General features: G+C 42.5%; 18 protein-coding genes. 13 read left to right on the plus strand and 5 right to left on the minus strand.

Annotated elements, in window-relative coordinates; genetic code table 11:
* Positions 1-9 precede the first annotated feature (9 nt).
* The 6 genes from IEV17_RS13875 (at position 10) to IEV17_RS13900 (ending at position 5,746) form a co-directional block, all read left to right on the plus strand.
* Positions 10-138: a hypothetical protein gene (locus tag IEV17_RS13875; RefSeq protein WP_004663764.1), complete on the plus strand. Its 129-nt coding sequence runs from the start codon at positions 10-12 to the stop codon at positions 136-138.
* A 24-nt stretch (positions 139-162) separates the two neighbouring features.
* Positions 163-627 carry a hypothetical protein gene (locus tag IEV17_RS13880; RefSeq protein WP_004663766.1) on the plus strand — a complete coding sequence of 155 codons (465 nt, stop codon included), beginning with the start codon at positions 163-165 and terminating at the stop codon, positions 625-627.
* A gap of 41 nt (positions 628-668) precedes the next feature.
* Positions 669-1,952: a ribonucleotide-diphosphate reductase subunit beta gene (locus IEV17_RS13885; protein ID WP_004663768.1), complete on the plus strand. Its 1,284-nt coding sequence runs from the start codon at positions 669-671 to the stop codon at positions 1,950-1,952.
* 335 nt (positions 1,953-2,287) lie between these two features.
* Positions 2,288-3,928 (plus strand): malate dehydrogenase (quinone), encoded by a 1,641-nt coding sequence (gene mqo / locus IEV17_RS13890; protein WP_004663770.1) that lies wholly within the window; start codon positions 2,288-2,290, stop codon positions 3,926-3,928.
* A 79-nt stretch (positions 3,929-4,007) separates the two neighbouring features.
* Positions 4,008-5,249 carry an MFS transporter gene (locus IEV17_RS13895; protein WP_004663771.1) on the plus strand — a complete coding sequence of 414 codons (1,242 nt, stop codon included), beginning with the start codon at positions 4,008-4,010 and terminating at the stop codon, positions 5,247-5,249.
* A gap of 41 nt (positions 5,250-5,290) precedes the next feature.
* The gene (locus IEV17_RS13900) at positions 5,291-5,746 is read left to right on the plus strand and encodes a hypothetical protein (protein WP_004663772.1); all 456 of its coding nucleotides are present in this window, start codon (positions 5,291-5,293) and stop codon (positions 5,744-5,746) included.
* 36 nt (positions 5,747-5,782) lie between these two features.
* Here the strand turns inward: IEV17_RS13900 and IEV17_RS13905 are convergent, their stop codons facing one another.
* The 3 genes from IEV17_RS13905 to IEV17_RS13915 form a co-directional block, all read right to left on the minus strand.
* Positions 5,783-6,766 (minus strand): alpha/beta hydrolase, encoded by a 984-nt coding sequence (locus IEV17_RS13905; RefSeq protein ID WP_004663774.1) that lies wholly within the window; start codon positions 6,764-6,766, stop codon positions 5,783-5,785.
* 177 nt (positions 6,767-6,943) lie between these two features.
* Positions 6,944-9,004, minus strand: a complete 2,061-nt coding sequence (locus IEV17_RS13910) for a choline transporter (protein ID WP_004663776.1) — start codon at positions 9,002-9,004, stop codon at positions 6,944-6,946.
* 117 nt (positions 9,005-9,121) lie between these two features.
* The gene (locus IEV17_RS13915) at positions 9,122-10,732 is read right to left on the minus strand and encodes a BCCT family transporter (RefSeq protein ID WP_004663778.1); all 1,611 of its coding nucleotides are present in this window, start codon (positions 10,730-10,732) and stop codon (positions 9,122-9,124) included.
* A gap of 264 nt (positions 10,733-10,996) precedes the next feature.
* Between IEV17_RS13915 and betI the strand changes: the two genes are divergently transcribed.
* The 4 genes from betI to IEV17_RS13935 all read left to right on the plus strand — a co-directional run bounded on the left by betI (position 10,997) and on the right by IEV17_RS13935 (position 15,720).
* Entirely contained in the window at positions 10,997-11,623 is a 627-nt protein-coding gene (betI, locus tag IEV17_RS13920) for a transcriptional regulator BetI (protein WP_004663779.1), read from the plus strand.
* Positions 11,616-13,088, plus strand: a complete 1,473-nt coding sequence (betB, locus tag IEV17_RS13925) for a betaine-aldehyde dehydrogenase (RefSeq protein ID WP_004663781.1) — start codon at positions 11,616-11,618, stop codon at positions 13,086-13,088. Before betI ends, betB begins: the two co-directional genes overlap by 8 nt.
* Positions 13,089-13,179: 91 nt before the next feature.
* Entirely contained in the window at positions 13,180-14,874 is a 1,695-nt protein-coding gene (gene betA / locus IEV17_RS13930; RefSeq protein ID WP_034601654.1) for a choline dehydrogenase, read from the plus strand.
* A 63-nt stretch (positions 14,875-14,937) separates the two neighbouring features.
* Positions 14,938-15,720 (plus strand): TorF family putative porin, encoded by a 783-nt coding sequence (locus IEV17_RS13935; RefSeq protein WP_081399790.1) that lies wholly within the window; start codon positions 14,938-14,940, stop codon positions 15,718-15,720.
* 71 nt (positions 15,721-15,791) lie between these two features.
* On the opposite strand, the gene IEV17_RS13940 is transcribed toward IEV17_RS13935, so the two are convergent.
* Positions 15,792-16,967 (minus strand): zinc-binding dehydrogenase, encoded by a 1,176-nt coding sequence (locus tag IEV17_RS13940; protein WP_004663786.1) that lies wholly within the window; start codon positions 16,965-16,967, stop codon positions 15,792-15,794.
* A 338-nt stretch (positions 16,968-17,305) separates the two neighbouring features.
* On the opposite strand from IEV17_RS13940, the gene IEV17_RS13945 reads away from it, so the two are divergent.
* From IEV17_RS13945 to ntrR, 3 genes are all read left to right on the plus strand, one after another.
* Entirely contained in the window at positions 17,306-18,184 is an 879-nt protein-coding gene (locus IEV17_RS13945; protein ID WP_004663788.1) for a phosphoribosyltransferase family protein, read from the plus strand.
* A 25-nt stretch (positions 18,185-18,209) separates the two neighbouring features.
* Positions 18,210-19,697: a nicotinate phosphoribosyltransferase gene (locus IEV17_RS13950; protein ID WP_004663790.1), complete on the plus strand. Its 1,488-nt coding sequence runs from the start codon at positions 18,210-18,212 to the stop codon at positions 19,695-19,697.
* 197 nt (positions 19,698-19,894) lie between these two features.
* Positions 19,895-20,650 (plus strand): ADPR responsive transcriptional repressor NtrR, encoded by a 756-nt coding sequence (ntrR, locus tag IEV17_RS13955; RefSeq protein WP_004663792.1) that lies wholly within the window; start codon positions 19,895-19,897, stop codon positions 20,648-20,650.
* 33 nt (positions 20,651-20,683) lie between these two features.
* On the opposite strand, the gene IEV17_RS13960 is transcribed toward ntrR, so the two are convergent.
* The gene (locus IEV17_RS13960; protein ID WP_004663793.1) at positions 20,684-22,288 is read right to left on the minus strand and encodes a GMC family oxidoreductase; all 1,605 of its coding nucleotides are present in this window, start codon (positions 22,286-22,288) and stop codon (positions 20,684-20,686) included.
* Positions 22,289-22,407: the final 119 nt, after the last annotated feature.

Raw genomic sequence — 22,407 nt, forward strand, 5'->3', positions numbered from 1 at the left:
GCAAAGATTATGTTGAATATTAGCCATAACTACATGTTAGGACTAGGTGTTTTAATCTTTGCCTTTATTTTCTTTTATGTACCAATGGTCTATGCATTTTTAGCCATTCGGAAACAACAGCGCAAGCAAGATCAATAAAGTGCTTTATTGGGAAGTAGAACTATGCTTCAACCTGATTTAGAACGATATGCTAATGCCCCTGCTGTTTTAGTACAGATTTATGTCGATCGGATAGTACTTCATTATCCATCTTCAACAGAATATCTAACTGAATGTGCACAGTTTTCACATCCACGTTCGTTATTAGGTGATTTTAATATCGCTGAAACTGCATTAACGCAGTTACTCAAACGTGGTGGTGGCGGTTTTAAGTATCTAGCTCCTTATATGTTTATTCAAGCAATGGAGCGAATGGAATTTGGTTTAACACAAGTAGAAATACGAGCATTACAAGAGCTAGGGCTAAATAGCGGGGCAAGAGCGATTGCCATTTATGATGAAACAGGCAAATTATTAACGCCAAACTCACTTCCCGCAACTATCAATCTCAAACGTTTAGCGATGATGGGATTGATTATTACCGTTTTTGTTCTGCTGTGTTTTTTATGCGCCATTTTCATTTTTTAAAACTGCAATGTAAATAAATTAAGATTATAGTGAGATTAAATATGTCTATCCTTAGCTGGGACGATTTTGAAGATGATACGCAAAAACCGACTGCACCTGAACACAAGTCTGCGTCCCTCGACTCGCAAAAAACGGTTAATACGCAAGTGGTATCTGATTCAGAGCAACCATCGCCGCGCGTGGCAGTTGCACAACCCACTGGAACCAGTACCATCCGATCAACAAATCCAACCGATTCGTTGGCTCGAGCATCTCAAGCCTTAGAAAACCTTGATGTTGCACCAGGCTTAGAAGAGCTTGAAATGGGTGCACAGCGCGTACAAGTTGATGATAAAGCTATGATCAACTGTCGTGCAGACTTAAACCAGCTTGTTCCATTTAAATACGAGTGGGCTTGGCAAAAGTATCTTGACGGGTGTGCAAACCACTGGATGCCGCAAGAAGTGAACATGAACCATGACATCGCGCTTTGGAAGTCTGAAAATGGCTTAACAGAAGATGAGCGTACGATTGTAATGCGTTCTTTAGGTTTCTTCTCAACTGCAGATTCGTTGGTTGCAAACAACTTGGTATTAGCAATCTACCGCCATATTACAAACCCTGAATGCCGCCAATATATTTTGCGTCAAGCATTTGAAGAAGCGATTCATACACATGCGTATCAATACTGTATTGAATCTTTAGGTATGGATGAAGGCGAAGTCTTCAACATGTATCGTGAGATTCCTAGTGTTGCGCGTAAAGCGTCATGGGGCTTGAAATATACACAATCTTTAACTGATCCTAATTTCCATACAGGAACACCTGAAAACGACCAACGTTTACTTCGTAACTTGATCGCATTCTACTGTGTACTTGAAGGTATCTTCTTCTACTGTGGCTTTACTCAAATCTTGAGTATGGGTCGTCGTAACAAGATGAACGGTGTTGCTGAACAGTTCCAATACATCCTACGTGATGAATCTATGCACTTGAACTTTGGTATTGATATGATCAACCAAATCAAGATTGAGAACCCTCACCTTTGGACTGCTGAATTCCAACAAGAAGTCATTCAAATGATTCTTGAAGGTACAATGCTTGAAATCGAATATGCACGTGACACGATGCCACGAGGTGTATTAGGTATGAATGCAAGCATGATGGAAGAATATTTGAAGTTCATCTGTAACCGTCGTTTATCGCAACTTGGTTTACCAGAGCAATTCGCTGGTGTAACAAACCCATTTGCATGGATGTCTGAAATGATGGACTTGCGTAAAGAAAAGAATTTCTTTGAGACGCGCGTAACAGACTACCAAACTGGTGGTGCGTTAAGCTGGTAAGGTCATTTACCGAGTGGAAAAAGGCTGTCATTAGACAGCCTTTTTTAATGGTTATAAATATTAAATGTCCCTTTAACCTACAAAACTTAGATTGACTAGAATAAGAAACAATAAAACCTATAATCTACTATTCAAAATGACTTGAATAATACATATTGCAACACTTGGTATACCAAAATCCTTTCTATTTTAAAGTAAAATTCACAAACTTTTTCTCCAAACATCAGTCAAGACAACCCTTTTACTGATGTGCCTTTATTGCGCCAATTCTTATCGAAATCCTTTCTCTCTATATTACCGATATAGGGAGTCATTTAATTTTTAAGGTAAATTGAATGAAAAAATTCTGGAAGTATTTATTAGTACTATTGGTAGTACTAATAGTGATTGCTATTGCCTTTCTTTTTAGACCAATTACGTCTAAGGCAATTAAAACGAAAAATGATGAAACTGTTGTTGATGCTGTATTGGTCGGCGGTGGAATCATGAGTGCCACACTTGGTACTTACCTCAATGAGTTACAACCTGACTGGAACATCCGCATGTATGAACGTCTTGATGCTGTCGCACAAGAAAGTTCAAATGGCTTTAACAATGCGGGTACAGGACACTCTGGCTTTATGGAAATGAATTATACCGAAGAAAAAGACGGTAAAATGGACATTTCTAAAGCGGTTAAAGTGGCAAGCCAATTTGAAATTGCTAAGCAATTCTGGGCTTACCAAGTGAAACAAGGTGTATTAGAAACACCTAGTACATTCATTAACCCAGTACCACACATTGCATTCGTATGGGGCGATAACGTCAACTTCATGGAAAAGCGTTATGCTGCCATGGTTCAAAATCCGTTATTCGCTGGCATGAAATTGAGTGAAGACAAAGCTGAAATTCAACAATGGGCACCATTGGTGATGGACGGTCGTGATCCTCAGCAAAAAGTGGCTGCAACCCGCATGGACGTTGGTTCTGACGTGAATTACGGTGCAATCACCAAGCAATTGATTAACAATCTCGAGAAAAGTCCAAACTTTAAACTCAGAACTTCAACTGAAGTCACTGGGATTAGTAAGAATGACGATCATACTTGGTCTGTTGCATTCAAAGATGTCAAATCTGGTGAAGTCAGTCATGTAAAAACACGTTTCGTGTTTATTGGTGCTGGCGGTGCTGCAATTAAATTATTGCAAATGACTGGTTTACCAGAAGCGCAACAATATGCTGGTTTCCCTGTGGGTGGTGAGTTCCTTGTGACTGACAATCCTGCAGTAACAGCAAAACACACAGCCAAAGTCTATGGTCGTGCAGATCTGGGTGCGCCTCCGATGTCTGTTCCACATATCGATACCCGTTATATCGACGGTAAAAAATATGTGTTGTTTGGCCCATTTGCAACCTATTCAAACAAGTTCCTAAAACATGGTTCACAGCTTGATTTGCTTGCATCGACCAACAAAAATAACGTGTTGCCTATGGCTGCAATTGGTCTACAAAATGCTGATCTTGTTCAGTATCTGGTAAGCCAAGTATTGATGTCTGATGCAGATCGTTTCAACGAGTTGAAAAAATACTACCCTGAAGCTAATCCAAAAGATTGGCATTTACAACAAGGTGGTCAACGTGTTCAGATCATCAAAAAAGAGCCAGGTAAACCTGCGAAATTGCAATTTGGTACAGAAATTTTTGCCTCTAAAGACAAGTCTGTAACCGCATTGTTAGGCGCCTCTCCGGGTGCTTCAACTTCACCGTACATTATGCTCAGCTTGCTTGAAAAAGCCTTCCCTGAGCAAACTAAAGGTGAATGGAATGGCAAGTTACATGAAATCGTGCGCTCTTATGGTAAAGACCTTTCAACTGATCCAGCGTTGTTAGATCAAATCCGTCAGTACTCAAGTTCAACTTTAGGCTTGAACTATACGACTCCTACAAACTTGGTTCCTGCCAAGAAAGTCGAAAAAGCGGAAGCTGTTGCTCAATAAGCGAAGCTAAGCAGATTAAAAAGGGAGGAGTTTCCACTCTTCCCTTTTTCTTTATTTGTATTTTATAAATCTACGCCTTATGTCTTCTGCTGTACCTCATTCTGCTTTTGCTGCATTTTCCAGTCGTGACTTTAGGTTATTGACCCTCAATCAATGCTGCTTAACGTTTGCGGTGCTGATTCAAGAAGTGCTGGTGGCTTTTCATCTCTATCAAATCACCAAGAATCCGCTCATTCTCGGCCTAGTTGGGATCATGGATTTTTTACCCTTTCTCATCCTCTCTTTATGGGGCGGTTATATTGCTGACCGTTTTAATCGTCAACGTATTTTGCAGATCAGCTTTAGCTTTGCCATTCCCTTATCGATTGCTTTATGGATAAGTTTTGATCTTTTCCACAACCAAACCATCAGTGCAAATTTCTTATTAATCTCATGCTTGAGTATTCTGTTTTTATTTGGCTGTATTCGCGGTATTTATAGCCCCTGCTTTAACTCCTTACGTCCTTTTGTCGTACCCGAGCATCTGTATACCAATGCAGCGACATGGACCAGTATGTGCTGGCAAGCTTGCGGTATACTTGCACCCGTGGTTGGCGGTTTTCTGTTGGCGCATCTGGATTTGGATATTACCTTTGCCGTGATTGTGGCGCTTTTTTTTACCGGCAGTATGGCACTATGGTGCTTACAGAAGCGCGCGTTTCCTCAAATCCAAACGGAGTCGGTGACTCAAAGTCTAAAAGACGCACTACAATTTATTTTTAAAACCAAAATTATTTTTTGGGCGATGTTTCTCGATCTCGGCTCAGTTTTCTTTGGTGGCATCATCGCGCTGCTGCCCATTTTTGCCCAAGATATTTTGCATGTCGGTGCAGATGGTTTTGGTCTATTACGCGCCGCACCTGCATTTGGTGGCTTGATCATGCTGCTGATTTTGGTGCGTTACCCACCCAAATCCAGACCGTGGCAGATGATGCTGATTGCGGTCACTGGCTTTGCGCTATGCACCTTGTTATTTGCTGTTACCAGACAGCTGTATTTTTCCATCACAGTTCTCATTATTATGGGGGCATGTGACAGCATCAACATAATTATTCGTCAAACCATACTGCAATTGATTCCACCCAAAGACATGCTTGGTCGTGTCGCTGCCATTAATGGCATCTTTGTCACGTCCAGCAATGAGCTGGGTGCATTGCAGTCCAGTGTGATGACACGCTTTTTTAGCGTGGTACCAGCCATGTTGATTGGCGGTTCACTGTCTTTGTTCTGCGTAATGCTGACCAAGATCAAAACCAAAGATTTATTGAAGTTTCGTTTTTAATCTCCCCCCCAACAAACAGCTATTTAAAAAACCAATATCATATGAAACACACTTTGCCCGCGTCTTCAGGCCTCTCTAAATTTATTATTTTTTCAGTTTTTCTATGGCTGGTCCTGTTGTGGCTTCAATCGACCTATATCGTTATTATCGGTGGTCAAGCCTATCTGTTCTGGACTTCATTCGGCCTGCTTATCTTAAATCTCTTCAGTCTACGCCCCAGCATTTTTAAAAATCGAATCGCTCTGGCGATTACAGCACTACTGTTGCTCTATCTGGGCTTTCACTCTTTATTTTGCACCTATTTGATCATCGCTTTTTACTGTATTTTCTATTTATATGCGGGTGAATATAAGCATAAACGCGCCATTAAATTGATCAGCCTATTTTTGATCATGATCATTTTTGCGATCTATCAAAGCCAATCACTGCATGAACTGAAAAGCCATTATACAAACTATGAAACGGGTGAAACATGGCAAAAATATGGTGCGCTATAAACCCTAACATTTATATTTTTTGTGTTCTTGATCAAATCATTTTTGTCTATATGTAGCCATAAACTGAAGTGTATCCTGCAAAGTCAGTTGAGCAGGTTTAGTGTCCAATAGAAATTGATATTCGTGTCCTGTAGGATCAGTTTTCTGATCAAAATATCTTGATTGCGTTACTACACCGACTTTCTGTAATTGTTTTTCTAATTCACGTGCTTGTTGTTCAAATGATGCAGTATTGCCATCTGTTAAATAAATTGGCGGCAGTGCTGAGTTTAGATATTCAGACACGACCAATCCTTGATTCTCAGTTCGCGTCAGCCAATCTTTATCGTGCAAATATGCCCAACCAATACGTCCAAAGACAAATTGGGTAATTGCTGAGTTTGCTTGGAGAACCATATTTTTTAGATCATAGGGACCACAATATAATAAAGCTCCTCGAATCTCAGATGGATTTAAGGTATTGGGAATATTCATTAAATTTGCATATGAAGGGTTTGATTGAATAAGTAAAAATTGCAACGCAATTTGTGCTCCCGCAGAATCACCTGCAATAAAAATATTCGACATATTTAAATCATGTTTTTTAGCAACACTACTTTTTATATAACGAATCGCTTCCGAAACTTGGATGACGGGTTCAGGGTATTTCGTAGTCGGTACAAGTTCATAATTGAGCACGATTACAGCGTAACCTTGCGCTGCTAATTGAGTTGCGTAGTCTTTGACCTCAAGCTTATCGCCACCCACAAAACCACCACCATGAACCCAAATCACGACTGGGTGATCAGGTAACGGAGTTTGAGTTTTATAGAAATCGAATGTATTTCTCTGATATTTTGATGGATAGGTTAAGTTTGTTGACACAGCCACATTTGACTCTTGGTATTGAGCAGGCCGTAAATCTTTTGGAATACTAAATAAACTATGCTGCAATAACCAAATCGTTGGTTTAGGACTAACAAATAATACAGATACGAATATCACAACAATAAGAGCGCAAAATATGATTAGTCTTTTCATTTGAAGCTCCTCTCAAGTCTCATATTGATTGAGAATCAATATACAAGATCATTATTCTTTTCAGATGATATGCAGATTATTATCATTGCAAGCTAGAACATTGACCAGATTATACTTTGCAAAATCTTCTAGGTTTAAAAAAACCTCACATGACGTGAGGTTTTTTTATTGCAACAATTAGTCTTGTGAATCAGGATACAAAGGACGATTGCCGGGACTAATACGATTGATATGTAAAAAAGTCATATGACGTTCATACTTATCCAAGATGTCATTAATCACCTGCTCTTTGGTATATCCAACCAAGTCATTGTCCTGAGAGCCTTCATACAAGAAGGTTTCCAAGCGGTAATAGAACTGCTTGCCACGTTTACCGCGCTCACTAAAAGTCGGCGCGATATAACGTACTGGCCAGATCTGATACACGAAGTTATGTTCTTCTTCGATGTAAATGGTGAGATCAAGATGATACAGGGTTTCGCTTTCTTCAACTTCACCCTGCGTCAATTCGACATTCATGCCACGCTTCACCAACTCATCCGCCACGGTTTGTACCGCAGGTTTACACACGCTATCGAGCATGCGCTGAGTTTCACTGCTGCCTGGATGATGCATGACACGGGATAAACGCTGTTTCCAGTTCAAAATATCCACGTTTCCGACCACAGGTGCGGCATTCAGACTCCGACTGGCTTTACGATAATCCTCTAAACGTAAGGATTTATATAAGCCGGCCATCACTAATAGCATCACAAAACTAAACGGCAAGCCCATAATTACGGTAGCACTTTGCAGGGCGGTAATCCCGTTTGCCATCAACATCGCCACGGTGAGCAAACCAATGGCAGTTGCCCAGAATATTCGAAGCCAGCGTGGAGCATCATTATCGACATTTGAGAACTTGGTGGTAAAGTTACCGAGTACCAAAGCACCTGAATCAGCAGACGTCACATAGAACAATAGACCCGTAATAGTGGCGATCCCCGCAATAAAGGTAAAGCCCGGATATTGCGCCAATAGGTCATAAAAACCATGTGCAGGATCCGTCAGTACAGTTTGTGCTAATGCCGTATTACCTTCAAAAATCACGTTATATAAAGCACTGTTTCCAAAAATAGATAACCACGTAATCGTGAACAATAAAGGAATGATCAAGGTGCCGCAGACGAATTCACGAATGGTACGACCACGCGAAATACGTGCCAAGAACAGCCCCACAAAGGGCGACCATGCCACCCACCATGCCCAGAAGAACAAAGTCCAACTGTTCATCCAGTCTTTTGGTCGGTCAAAGGCAAAGCTTTCCAAGGCCAAACTTGGGAAACGACTGATATAGTCACCAAAGTTTTGTACCAAGGCATTGAGCAGGAATTCGGTATTACCGAGGAACAGGACGAACAACATCAGACCAATCGCGGCATAGATATTAATTTCAGACAGTACCTTGATGCCTTTATTTACCCCTGCCGTCACCGAAATAATCGTGACAATCACAGCAAGGCCAATCAGGGCGATCTGAATCCATAGATTTTCAGGTACGTCAAACAGCACATGCAGGCCATAATTGATCTGCACCACCGCAATACCACAGGTAGTGGCAATACCAAAGATCGTACCAATAACGGCGGCTGTGTCGACGGTATGCCCGATGGGCCCATCAATTTTATTGCCAAAGATCGGGTATAAAGCAGAACGAATGGTCAGAGGTAGGTTATAGCGATAACTAAAATAACCCAATGCCATCCCGACCAGCGCATACATGCCCCAACCCGTTAAGCCATAGTGGAACAGCGTCCAGACCATGCCTTGACGGGCCGCTTCATAGGTTTGACCTTCGCCCACTGGGGGATTCATATAATGAGACAGCGGCTCAGCCACCGAGAAGAACATTAAGTCTGTGCCGATCCCTGCTGCGAACAGCATGGCCGACCAACTCAGTAGGCTAAATTCAGGTTTGGAGTGCTTCGGACCCAGCTTGATATCACCATAACGCGAGCAGGCAATAAAGATCACGAAGATCAGATATAGCGTTGCTGCCAGCAAGTAATACCAGCTGAATTTATCACTGACCCAAGCCAGCACCACATTGAGTAAGTGGTTGGCAAAGTCATTAAAAAAAATCGTAACCAGTGCAAATGTTAAAATAAGTAGAGCTGAAACATAAAAGACCACACGATTTAAATGGTCTTTATTCGCTAATGTAGAATCATCAACCGCTCTTGGATTATCTGTTGCCATACAATCCTCAGGGAGTTAGAGAAGAAAAAGAAAATATTCATCTACGTCTTTCCACCTTTGCATCAATGAAAAGACATGTCTGAATAAAAAATGAAAAATAAAAGTCATTTACCCGAATTACAATGTTTCTGATTTTTCAGTTATAGCTTGTGATGACTGAGCTACCTGCGTTATCACTTGCGGCGATGTAGGACGAAACTGATCCTGTTTTAGTGCTTTGGCCAAGCCAAACATATACAGCAAAATAATAACGGAGAATGGTAAACCACACAGTACCACGGCACTTTGCATGGAGTGGAAACTCCCTGCCAACAGCAGGCCAATACTGACAATGGTAATCACCACAGACCAGAAAATTCTCAACCAAATCGGTGAATCACTTTCATTGCTACCCCCTTTCGAGGACAGATTTGCGATCATGAGTGTACCAGAACCCACAGGGGTCAAAAACAATACGAAACAAATCACAACAACAATCCCAGCAATATAGGGATTGAACGGTAAAAATTCGAGAAGCTTAAATAAGGACAAAGCAGGGTCAGTCAGCACCAAGTCACCGAGGATTTTTTGCTTCTGTTCCAGAATAAAATAGATTGCAGTATTGCCAAAAATCGAGATCCAAGCCAAGGTAAAACCGAGTGGAATCAGGCAGACACCCAACACCACTTCGCGAATGGTACGGCCTTTGGAAATACGCGCAATAAACATACCCACGAATGGTGCCCATGCGATCCACCATGCCCAATAGAACACGGTCCACGAACCTAACCACTCACCCGCCTTGCTGTTGTAGAGATACATATCAAAGCTTTTTGCCAGAAAATGATCGAGGTAATCGCCCATGTTCTGGACTAAACCATTGAGCAAGTGGTTGGTTGGCCCTGTCAGGAACACGAATAGCAATAAGGCATAAAGCAAACGCAAGTTGATGCGGGATAACCAAGCCAAGCCCTTTTCAATCCCGACCACGGTGGTCATGGTCGCCACGGACATCATCAGTAACACCACCGCAATCAGTGTGGTTTGGTTATTGGGAATTTCTGGAAGCAGATAATGTAGACCTGAGACCAGTACCAAAGCTCCGATGCCCAAGTTAGTGACCAGAGAAATGACCGTAGCTAAAATTCCGAAACCATCAACAAAGTCACCGATCAGACCACGAATCCGCTCACCAAAGATTGGATAGAGCGCGGAGCGCAAAGCCAACGGCAAATCTCGACGGAAAGCAAAATAACCCAAGGTGACACCCAGCAAGGCATACAGCACCCAACCATGAATGCCCCAATGTAAAAAGCTATACATCATGGCATCACGTGCAGCTTGAATGGTGCCGCCCTGACCTTCTGGTGGTCGAAGGAAATGATCAACTGGTTCAGCAACACCGTAATATAACAATGCAATCCCGATGCCTGCCGAAAACAGCATCGACACCCAAGCCAGATAACCAAATTCTGGTTTATCGTCATCTTTGCCTAATGGAATCTGCCCAACCCGAGAAAAAGCCAACCACGCTACAAAACCTAAACAAACCACAATCACCAGCATGTAGTACCAGCCAAACAATTGGTTCGCCTGCCCTTGTATATAGGTCAACCAGAACTGACTTCGCTCTGGAAACAACACAAACAGTAGGCCAAAAATGCCGATACTGATTGCGGAGCTCCAAAAAACAAACAAATTTAAACGTATAGGTTCAGATGGGGATTCTTCATTACTTTCTGACACCATGATCTTGCTCCTTGCAATTGGTGTTTTTTCTTAAAAAATAATGTGATAAGTATTTAATTCTGCTTATCGCTTTATCCATAAGAATCTTTGATTTATTAATTTATATCTCTTCTTGCCAATCAAAAATTCATTGATTTTTACAGAGTATACTTTTTATTGATTGAACGTTCAATCAATAAAAAGTATGATAAAAAAATGTTATGATGCTCTACATCGAGAAATGTTGAATAAAAAGCACCTTGGCTGGGCTTGAAATGGATAAGCATGACAAAGCGTAGAGTTAAACCAGAGCATGTGCGACGTGAAGAAATTATTAACGCCGCATTTTATGTAATTTCTGAAGTGGGGTTATCCAATACCACCATTGCACAGATTGCGAAAAAGGCCGAACTATCGACCGGTATCGTGAGTCACTATTTTGGTGACAAACAGGGTCTAATCAATACCTGTATGCAGGAAATGCTCAACGTTTTGCGTCAAAAGACTGACCAATACAAAACCGAAGCAGATGCGCATCCAGAAAGCCAAATCAAGGCAATTATTGATTCCAACTTCGATATCAGTCAGGTCAACAAACAAGCCATGCGGGTCTGGTTAGACTTCTGGTCAGCCAGTATGCACTTGCCCGAACTTGGACGTTTACAACGAATTAATGATCAACGCCTGTATTCCAACTTGAAACATTATTTTCTGATATTGATAGAGGATAAACAACAGGCCAGCATTGCCGCTCGCGGATTGGCGGCTTTGATTGACGGATTATGGTTACGTGGTAGTTTGAGCGGTCACGATGTGTTTGACAGCCAGTTGGCACGTTCCATTGCTTACGATTATGTAAAAACGCAATTGCAATTTGCGAACAAACCTTTGCAGGAGAGACAGAATGAGTGATGCACAAGTTCATCAGTTATATATCCACGGACGTTATGTCGCAGCAACCAGTGGTCAAACATTTAACAGTATTAACCCTGCCAACGGTGAAGTGATCGCAACACTTCAACAAGCCTCACAACAGGACATTGAAGCGGCTGTTCAAAGCGCACAACAAGGCCAAAAAATCTGGGCAGCGATGACAGCGATGGAGCGTTCTCGCATCCTACGACGTGCGGTTGATATCTTACGTGAACGTAATGATGAACTTGCCCAGCTCGAAACCCTCGATACCGGTAAGGCCTACAGCGAAACATCGACTGTTGATATTGTGACAGGTGCCGATGTCATCGAATACTACGCTGGTCTTGCAACTGCAATTCAAGGCGAGCAAGTGCCACTGCGTGAATCAAGCTTCTTTTATACCCGCCGCGAACCACTTGGTGTAGTGGCTGGTATCGGTGCTTGGAACTATCCAATTCAAATCGCAATGTGGAAATCTGCACCTGCCCTAGCAGCGGGTAATGCCATGATTTTCAAACCAAGTGAAACTACGCCACTGACCGCATTTAAACTTGCTGAAATCTATACTGAAGCTGGCCTACCAGACGGCGTATTTAACGTGGTACAAGGTGCGGGTCGTGACATCGGTCAATGGCTCACTGAGCATCCAGTGATTGAAAAAATCTCGTTCACTGGCGGCGTAGAGACAGGCAAAAAAGTAATGGCTAGTGCTGCAGGTTCAACTTTGAAAGAAGTGACTATGGAGCTTGGTGGTAAATCCCCTCTGGTCATTTGTGATGATGCCAACCTTGACCGTGCTGCGGATATTGCAGTCATGGCAAACTTCTTTAGCTCTGGTCAGGTTTGTACCAACGGTACGCGTGTGTTTGTACCTAAAGCCATGCTTGCTGATTTTGAAGCGGCCGTTGTAGAACGTGTGAAACGTATCCGTATCGGTGATCCAATGACTGAGCAAACCAATTTTGGTCCACTCACCAGCTTCCCGCATATGGAAAAAGTATTGTCATTCATTGAGTCTGGCAAGCAGCAAGGTGCAAAAGTACTGATCGGTGGTGGTCGTGCCACTGAAGGCGATCTTGCCAAAGGTGCTTATGTACTACCGACTGTATTCAGTGATTGCCAAGATGACATGACCATTGTGCAAGAAGAAATCTTCGGGCCTGTAATGAGTATTCTCAGCTATGAAACAGAAGAAGAAGTGATCCGTCGTGCCAATGACACCAGCTTTGGCTTAGCCGCAGGTGTCGTGACTCAAGACATCAGCAAAGCGCATCGTATGATTCATCAACTTGAAGCCGGTATCTGCTGGATCAATACCTGGGGTGAATCACCTGCGGAAATGCCAGTGGGCGGCTACAAGCAATCTGGTGTTGGCCGTGAAAATGGCTTAACCACTTTGGGTCATTACACCCGTATCAAATCCGTTCAAGTTGAATTAGGTGAGTATCACAGCATTTTCTAATGCGCTCAGCTTTCACCCTCAAAATTAATCCTCTATGCCGAGCAATCCCATGATTGCATCGGCATCCTCAAGAATAGAAAAAGGGATAACGATGAATACTCAAGCATATGACTACATTATCATTGGCGCAGGATCTGCCGGAAATGTACTCGCAACACGTCTGACTGAAGACAAAGACGTGACTGTTTTACTTTTGGAAGCTGGTGGTCCAGACTACCGTTTAGATTTCCGTACTCAAATGCCAGCCGCTTTGGCTTTTCCTTTACAAGGTCGTCGCTATAACTGGGCCTATGAAACCGATCCTGAACCCCACATGAACAATCGCCGTATGGAATGTGGTCGTGGTAAGGGCCTCGGTGGTTCTTCACTGATTAATGGCATGTGCTATATCCGTGGCAATGCCATGGATCTGGATCAGTGGGCAAGCATGAAAGGTCTGGAAGACTGGAGCTACGCCGACTGCTTACCTTACTATAAAAAAGCCGAAACCCGTGATATTGGCGGCAATGACTATCATGGCGACAAAGGTCCTGTATCCGTCGCTACTCCTAAAAATGGCAATAATGTGCTGTTCCATGCCATGGTTGAAGCTGGCGTACAGGCAGGTTACCCACGTACCGATGACTTAAACGGTTATCAACAAGAAGGTTTCGGTCCAATGGATCGTACCGTGACCCCAAAAGGTCGTCGCTCAAGTACTGCCCGTGGTTATCTGGATCTAGCCAAAGGTCGTCCCAATTTAACCATCGTCACACATGCCACCACCAATAAAATCTTGTTTAATCAAAAACAGGCGGTGGGTGTGGAATATATTATTGGTGCAGACCAAGCCAATATGAAACAGGCACAAGCGAAACGTGAAGTTTTGCTTTGTGCTGGTGCGATTGCATCACCACAAATCCTACAACGCTCAGGTGTAGGTGAAAGCAATTTCCTGAAATCGATGGATATTGATGTCGTGCATGATTTGCCGGGTGTCGGTGAGAACCTGCAAGATCACTTGGAAATGTACTTGCAATATCAATGTAAACAACCTGTTTCACTTTACCCTGCATTGCAATGGTATAACCAACCTGCCATTGGCGCGGAGTGGTTATTCAATGGCACAGGTGTGGGTGCAAGTAACCAGTTCGAAGCAGGCGGTTTTATCCGTAGTTCGGAAGAATTTGACTGGCCAAATATCCAATACCACTTCTTGCCTGTCGCGATTAACTATAACGGCAGTAACGCAGTGAAAGAACATGGTTTCCAAGCCCATGTTGGTTCAATGCGTTCGCCTTCGCGTGGTCGTATCCAACTGAAATCAAAAGATCCGTTTGAGCATCCAAGCATCCTGTTCAACTACATGTCAACAGAACAAGACTGGCGTGAATTCCGTGATGCGATCCGTATCACCCGTGAAATTATGGCGCAACCTGCACTTGATCCGTATCGTGGTGAAGAAATCAGTCCAGGTAAACATATCCAGACCGATGCAGAACTGGATGAGTTCGTACGTAGCCATGCAGAAACGGCGTTCCACCCATCATGTAGCTGTAAGATGGGCGAAGATGATATGGCGGTGGTCGATGGACAAGGTCGAGTCCATGGCGTACAAGGCTTACGTGTGGTCGATGCTTCCATCATGCCACTGATTATTACCGGTAACTTAAATGCCACCACCATTATGATCGCAGAAAAAATTGCCGATCAAATCCGTGGCAAAAAACTCCCTCGTTCTGAAGCAGCTTATTACAAAGCGGGTACAGCACCTGTACGTCAAGCGCCGTTACGTCCAATACTATAAGAAAGAAATTCCTTTAGGGGATACCCGAAGCTGAGCTTCGGGTTTCACTTCATTCAGGGAGAAATGATGAAAAAATTATTATTGATTGCACCTTTAGCTTTTTATTTTCAAAGCACACACGCCACTGAAACCACTTCCCCCTACTCAGCCAATATTACTGCGGCCAGCCAATACGTTTCACGCGGTTTTCAGCAGACTTGGGGTAAACCTGCCTTACAAGGTGGGCTGGACTACAATCATCCCAGCGGTTTTTATGCGGGTACATGGGCATCGACCGTAAGCGATCATTTTATTCGGGATGCTTCAGTCGAATGGGATGTATATACTGGCTATAGCCGTAGTTTTGGTGATGTCACCGTTGGCACCAAAGTCGCCTATTACTATTATCCAGGGGCAAAAACCACTGCGGATACAGGCAATAGCCGTTTTGATTATGGGGAAATTATTCCTGAAATCAGTTACGGCCCGCTCAGCGTTAAATATGCGATTACCTATACCCAAGATTATTTCGGCAATAATTCGGATACCTTGGGCATCGGCAACAATAAGCATTCACGTGGCTCAGGGTATTTGGATGTCAATTGGCATCAACCGATTACGCAAGGTTGGTCTGTCGATGCGCATTATGGCAACCAACGCATTAAAAACTTTTCTGCAGCCAGCTTCCAAGATGCCAGTTTTGCCGTCAACAAAGAACTGCCATACAATCTTTCCAGCAGTTTGACCTATAGCAAAGCATGGGATAAAGAAGGTTTTTATCAGCAATACAGCAATGGCAATCCCAACGCTAAAGTCTCCAATCCAATTGATTCAACCGTGACTTTATCATTGACCAAAAGTTTCTAATCCTAGCTGGATCAAGCCTTCTGACATAAAAAAGCCGCTTCATTGCAAGCGGCTTTTTGGAATCTTGGATATTAAGGCTTGATCAACTCAATCGTTGAGCCTGCACGTTTGGGATCAATCAGAATCTTGGCATGTTGCTCTGGATCACGCAGCGCCTCAAAAGCATTGCCTACCCCTTCCAAACCGACCACACCCGTGATCAACGGTGAACAATCGACTTTACCCTCCGCAATCATATGCAGCGTGTCACGGAATTCAAGTGGGGTATAACCCAACACATACTGGATTTCCAACTCTTTATTAATCGCCAAGGCAGGTTCAATCTTGTCACTTTGCATACAAACCCCCACCCCTACGATACGAGAGAACAGTGGTGCACCTTCCAAAATCTGCTGCATAATTCCAGCCACACCCACACACTCAAAAATCACTGGACGTTTTGGCAATAACCCGAGTTTATCCCCGACACGCATGGCATTCACCCAAGGTAATGAGTAAGTCTGAACCTTGTCAAAAAGCCCCATCCCCATATTAATTGCTTCAGAAACATTGCCCAATAAACCCAGCTCTTTCCAACTGCTAAATGGCGATTGCTGTTTAGGATCAATCAAGATATCTGCACCACACTGCTCAGCCAAGCGACGGCGGTTCGGTGAAAAATCACTGGCAACCACAGTTTTAACCCCTGCAGCCTTGAGCATAATAATCACACCCAAACCCACTGGACCACAACCAATCACAATCGCTGGCTCATTTTTCTTGATTCGACTACGACGTACTGCATGCAGCGCAACAGCCATTGGCTCAGTCAATGCTGCACTATCTGCGTCTAAACCATTCGGCACTTCAAACATTAGGCTGGATTGCACCAAGACTTGCTCTGCATATCCCCCTGAAGCACTGGGTGACAGTCCTGTTGGCGCATAACCTAGAGATTCAACATTTAATAATGGCATGGCACAAACCAAAGTATCCGCTTTCAATTTACGGCGTGTTTTTGGACCATAATCTAAGACTTTGCCACAGAACTCATGGCCGAAAACTAACTTATCAGAGGATTTGGCAACCCCATTAAACCCGACTCTTGCTGCCAGATCATGCATATGATCACAGTGATGCTGCATATGTAAATCTGAACCACAAATCCCGCAACGTACGACTTCAAGAAGTACTTGTCCTTTTGCAGGAATCAATTGAAGACTATCTTGCAGTTTCAACTCAGCGTTCTGACAAACCAGTGATTTCATAGGATGCTTTCCTTATTGTTTTATTGCATGTATTAACTGTTTTAATTTTTTTTATTAAAACAGTTTAGCTCACTTATTTCATTTTAATTTTGACATACAGCATTGTCAGAATATATGACTTAAAAATCAATATCCCTATCAAATAAGGTCAGCTTTATAAATCACCCAATGAAAAAGGTTAAAAATCATTCTTTTTTAACTTCAAATAGATGAGTCTATTTTTCTAAGTTACTTCCCTATTTTCATTAAAACGATCAAATTTAACACTTGTATTTAATAGTGTCATTATGCCAATATATATTTAATGGCTTTAAGCCACTATAAAGGAGAAGTTAAAAATGACGATTCAACTTATTACAGCTCAAGCGAATGTTCCCATCGAGTTTTTGCAGTTTTCAGGTGGTGAACGTCATATTCAACTGCAACCTGAATTATTAAACCAATTAACAGCTGACACTCAGATCAAAGCTTCTCTGCATAACAGTGCAGATCTGATGGATTATCTATTACTAGAAAATGTGTTACTAGAACAAGGCACTCGCCTTTTGGTGGAAATCCCTTATTTTCCCTATGCACGTCAAGACCGTATCTGCGCACAAGGTCAGGCCTTCTCACTGGATTTAATGACCAGATTATTGAATAGCAATAGCAAAAAATTTGCAGGACAGCGTCAGAAAATTTTGGTGTGGGATTGTCATAGCTCAGTGACGCTTGAGCTGTTACGCAAAAATACCAGCTTCAAAGAAGTGATCAATATCGAACCGATTGAGATTATTCAGCAAAGCCCAGCATTGATACAGATTTTAAGCGCCGACAATAGTGTATTGATCTGTCCTGATGCAGGCGCAATACAGCGCACCCAAGCAATTGCAAACGGTATCAATCCGCAACGCCAACAAGCCATTGAAGTGATTCACTGTGAAAAGAAACGCGATCCAAGCACTGGCAAAATCAGCACAACGGCGGTGGATAGCCCTGATTTGACAGAAAAAACAGCCGTGATTACCGATGATATTTGCGATGGTGGTGCAACCTTTATTGGTATTGCCAAACAATTACGCAGCCTAAACTGCCAAAACATTATTTTATATGTCACGCATGGCATTTTTAGCAAAGGTCTCGCGGTATTTGATGGCTTGGTCGATCAGGTTTTTACCAGCAATAGCCTGCCACAAACAGAAGCAAGCAAACTCAACATTATCAATTTTCAAAATTAAGATTTAAAGCACGAGACCAATAAAAATGAGTATTAAAATTACCCCCCTCAATGCAATTGATTTCTATAAAGCCGACCACCGTCGCCAGTATCCAGTGGGAACAGAATACGTCTATGCCAACTTTACCCCGCGTTCATCACGTTTAGCTAAAATGCTGCCTGATTTTGATGACAAGATTGTGTTTTTTGGTTTGCAAGGCTTTATAAAACACTTTCTAATCGAAATCTGGAATGAAGGCTTCTTCAATCAACCTAAAGCCAAAGTGGTCGCAGCCTATAAACGCCGTATGGACAATTCTTTAGGTGAAGGTGCAGTGCCTGTCGAGCACATCAAAGCCTTGCACGATCTCGGCTATTTACCATTAAAAATTAAAGCCTTGCCAGAAGGTAGCCGAGTCAATATCAAAGTGCCGGTATTAACCATTATCAATACTGATCCGAATTTCTTTTGGTTAACCAACTATATCGAAACTGTGCTCAGTGCCGAATTATGGAAAAGCTGTACCACGGCCAGCATTGCCTATGAATACAAACGCTTGTTGACCCAATATGCAGAAAAAACAGGTGCAGCTTTAGACTTTGTTCCCGTTCAAGGCCATGATTTTAGTAGCCGAGGAATGAGTGGGATTTATGATGCAGCCCAATCAGGCGTGGGGCACTTGACCAGTTTTATTGGGACAGATTCAGTTGCTTACATTGACTATGCAGAAGAATATTATAACGCCACTGGTGTCGTCGGTGTTTCAGTGCCTGCAACAGAACACAGTGTAATGTGTATGGGCAGTGAAGAAAGTGAAATAGAGACTTTTAGACGTTTGATCTGTGAACTTTATCTTGCGGGTGTGGTCAGTATCGTTTCAGATACTTGGGATTTCTGGCGTGTGATTACCGAGTTTAGTGTGGAATTAAAAGCAGAGATTTTAAAACGCCAACCGAATACCCTCGGACTCGCCAAAGTGGTGTTTCGTCCTGACTCAGGTGATCCCGTGAAAATTATCTGTGGCGATCCTGATGCAGACCGAGATAGTCCCGCTTATAAAGGTGCAGTGCAATGTTTATGGGAAATTTTCGGCGGCACAGAAACCGCTCAAGACTATAAGGTATTGAATGAACGGGTTGGCTTGATTTATGGTGACTCTATTACCCTAGAACGTGCCCAAAATATCTTAAAAGGTTTGGAGGCCAAAGGCTTTGCTTCAAATAATCTGGTCTTTGGAATCGGCAGCTATACTTATAACTATTTGACTCGTGATAGCTTTGGTTTTGCAGTCAAAGCTACTTGGGGTCAGGTTAACGGTGTCGGTCGTGAACTGTTTAAAGACCCTGTAACGGATTCAGGTGTTAAAAAGTCAGCCAAAGGCTTGTTACGGGTTGAACAAACTGAAAATGGTTTTGAGTTATTTGATCAACAAAGCTTTGAACAGGAGAAAATGGGCGCACTGCAAACGGTATTTGAAAATGGTCAATTGTTAAGAGAATGCTCACTTGATCAAATTCGGGAGAGATTGGTCTAAAGCGATATCAATATCTCTCATTTCAAATTTGAAATTCATCTACGCTACATTGATAGACGGCATGGATGCTGTCTCTTTAACTGTCTTGCACGAAGTTCAAAGTATTACTTTGAACTTCGCTCAGGATGTACCATCAGCTCATTCAAATCTATAAAAAACCTTTATACTTGATTCACTCATCCATGAGACAACGCCAAATGACCTATACCTCCGAACAGGAATACCTTGCCCACTATCAAAAAACAGACTATGACACGCCTCTGTTTACGGTCGATATGGCAATTTTTTCTGTGGCAAAAGGTCAATTACAAGTCTTAATGATTCAACGCTCCAACTTTCCCGAAAAAGGCAAATGGGCGCTACCGGGTGGCTTTGTCGATTTAAAAACCGATCCAGATTTAATGGCAACGGCGCACCGTAAACTACATGAAAAAACAGGGATTCACTCCCCTTATCTAGAACAAGTCGAAACCATTGGCAATCAACATCGTGATCCACGTGGTTGGTCCATTACATCACTTTATTTTGCACTGATTGATTTTAGTAAATTTGAAATTCAAAAGACTTCAACAACTGAAATGAGTAAATGGCTTTCTATAGAAGAAGCCTTGCAACTTGATTTAGCCTTTGATCATCAACAACTGCTAAAACTCGCTTATGATCGCCTTGCCAATAAAACCCGTTATACCGCTCTACCCGCCAGCCTCATGCCTGAACTTTTTACCCTGACCGAATTACAAACCATTTATGAAATTATTTTAGGGCATACATTAGAAAAGAAATCATTCAGACGGCGTATGCAGGAAGCAGGTGCAGTTGAAGAAACAGGACAGCAAAAAATTGTCGGCAAACGCCCCGCTCAATTGTTTCGCTATGCACTGGAAAATTACAACTTCACCTTTCCACGTATGTTGGAAACACCACGCAACTCCGCTGAAAATGAAAAGAGCTAAGGCAAATAGCTTAGCTCCACAATAACTTAGAACTTACTTCCAAGTTTGACGAATCAAATCCACCGCTTTTTCAGCAATCATGATCGCTGGCGCATTAGTATTTCCATTGACCACGGTTGGCATAATCGACGCGTCCACCACGCGTAGTCCTTCAATACCATACACTTTTAACTCAGGATCGACCACTGCCATCGCATCCACCCCCATTTTACAACTACCAACAGGATGATAGACCGTGTCGACACGTTGGCGCAAAATCTCACGAATTTCATCATCAGACTGCACATTCGCTGTAAACATATCTTCTTTAATTTTTTCACCTAAAGCAGGTGCATTCATTAACTTTTGCGTGACTTTAAACCCATCGACCATATCTTGCAGATCTTGTTCATCCTCGAGGAATTTAAAGTCGATTAATAGTGGATCATCGACATTTTTGCCACTGAGTTTGACTGAACCCCGCGCACGTGGATTCAACAAGCAAACATGGCATGAAATTCCATGTCCCATATGCATAGTTCGAGCATGGTTATCCACCACCGCAATCACAAAATGCAACTGTAGATTCGGCTTATCCAATTCAGGACGACTTTTTAAGAAACCACCACATTCAGCATAATTGGTGGTGATTAAACCACGACGTTCTTTACGATAACGCCCAATCTGTTTGACTAAATCAACACTGCCCCCAACCGACACTCCAAAGGTTCCTTCCATTTGCTTGGTCTTATAAGCAAAAATAAAGTCAGGATGATCGTGTAGGTTCTCACCAACACCCGCTAAATCTTTAATTACAGGGATACCGTGTTTTTCCAGTTCTTGGCGTGGGCCAATCCCCGACAACATCAAGACTTGTGGTGATTGGAATGCCCCTGCAGAGAGTAAAACTTCTTTATTTGCACGAACAACGGTAGTTTGCCCTTTATGTTCGTATTCAACTCCAACTGCACGACCATTTTCAATAACGATACGTGAAACTTTTGCTTGAGTCACTACATGTAAATTTGGTCGCTTACCTAAATAAGGAAACAGATAACCACGTGCTGCGCTCCAACGTTCACCATTTTTTTGTGTAACCTGATAAACACCGAGCCCTTCTTGTTCTGCGCCATTAAAGTCATCATTAAGTGGATAATTGACCTGCTTCGCAGCTTCAACAAAGGTTTTCTGATACGGATTGTCCGAACGTAATTCACTGACATTGAGTGGACCATGTTGGCCATGATATTCATTACGAATACGCTCGTTATGCTCTGATTTTATAAAGTATGGCAATACATCCTGATAAGACCATCCTATATTACCTAGAGCTGCCCAATGGTCATAATCACTATGATGACCACGGATGTAGACCATCGCATTAATCGCAGAACTACCACCTAAGCATTTTCCACGAGGTTGATAGCCTTTACGCCCATTTAAACCTTTTTGTGGAATGGTTTCTAAAGCCCAGTTATTAATCTTGGTTGGAATACTGATCACTGCTGCTGATGGTGTATTCACCAACCAGCTATTGCCATCACCACCAGCCTCAAGTAAACAAACTGATATATTTGGATTTTCTGAAAGCCGACCTGCAAGTACACAACCTGCTGAGCCACCACCAATAATTACAAAATCAAAAGCTGCTTGTGTCATTTCTATCCCTGTTATTTTCATTTTTTAAAAAGTTAAAATATTATGCCTAAAACCACATAAATAAGCGGCATTACTTGTCTAACAGCTCCATGCTCTACAATTAAAAATTAACTGGATAT

Source organism: Acinetobacter modestus (assembly GCF_014636095.1).
Classification (GTDB): Bacteria; Pseudomonadota; Gammaproteobacteria; order Pseudomonadales; family Moraxellaceae; genus Acinetobacter; species Acinetobacter modestus.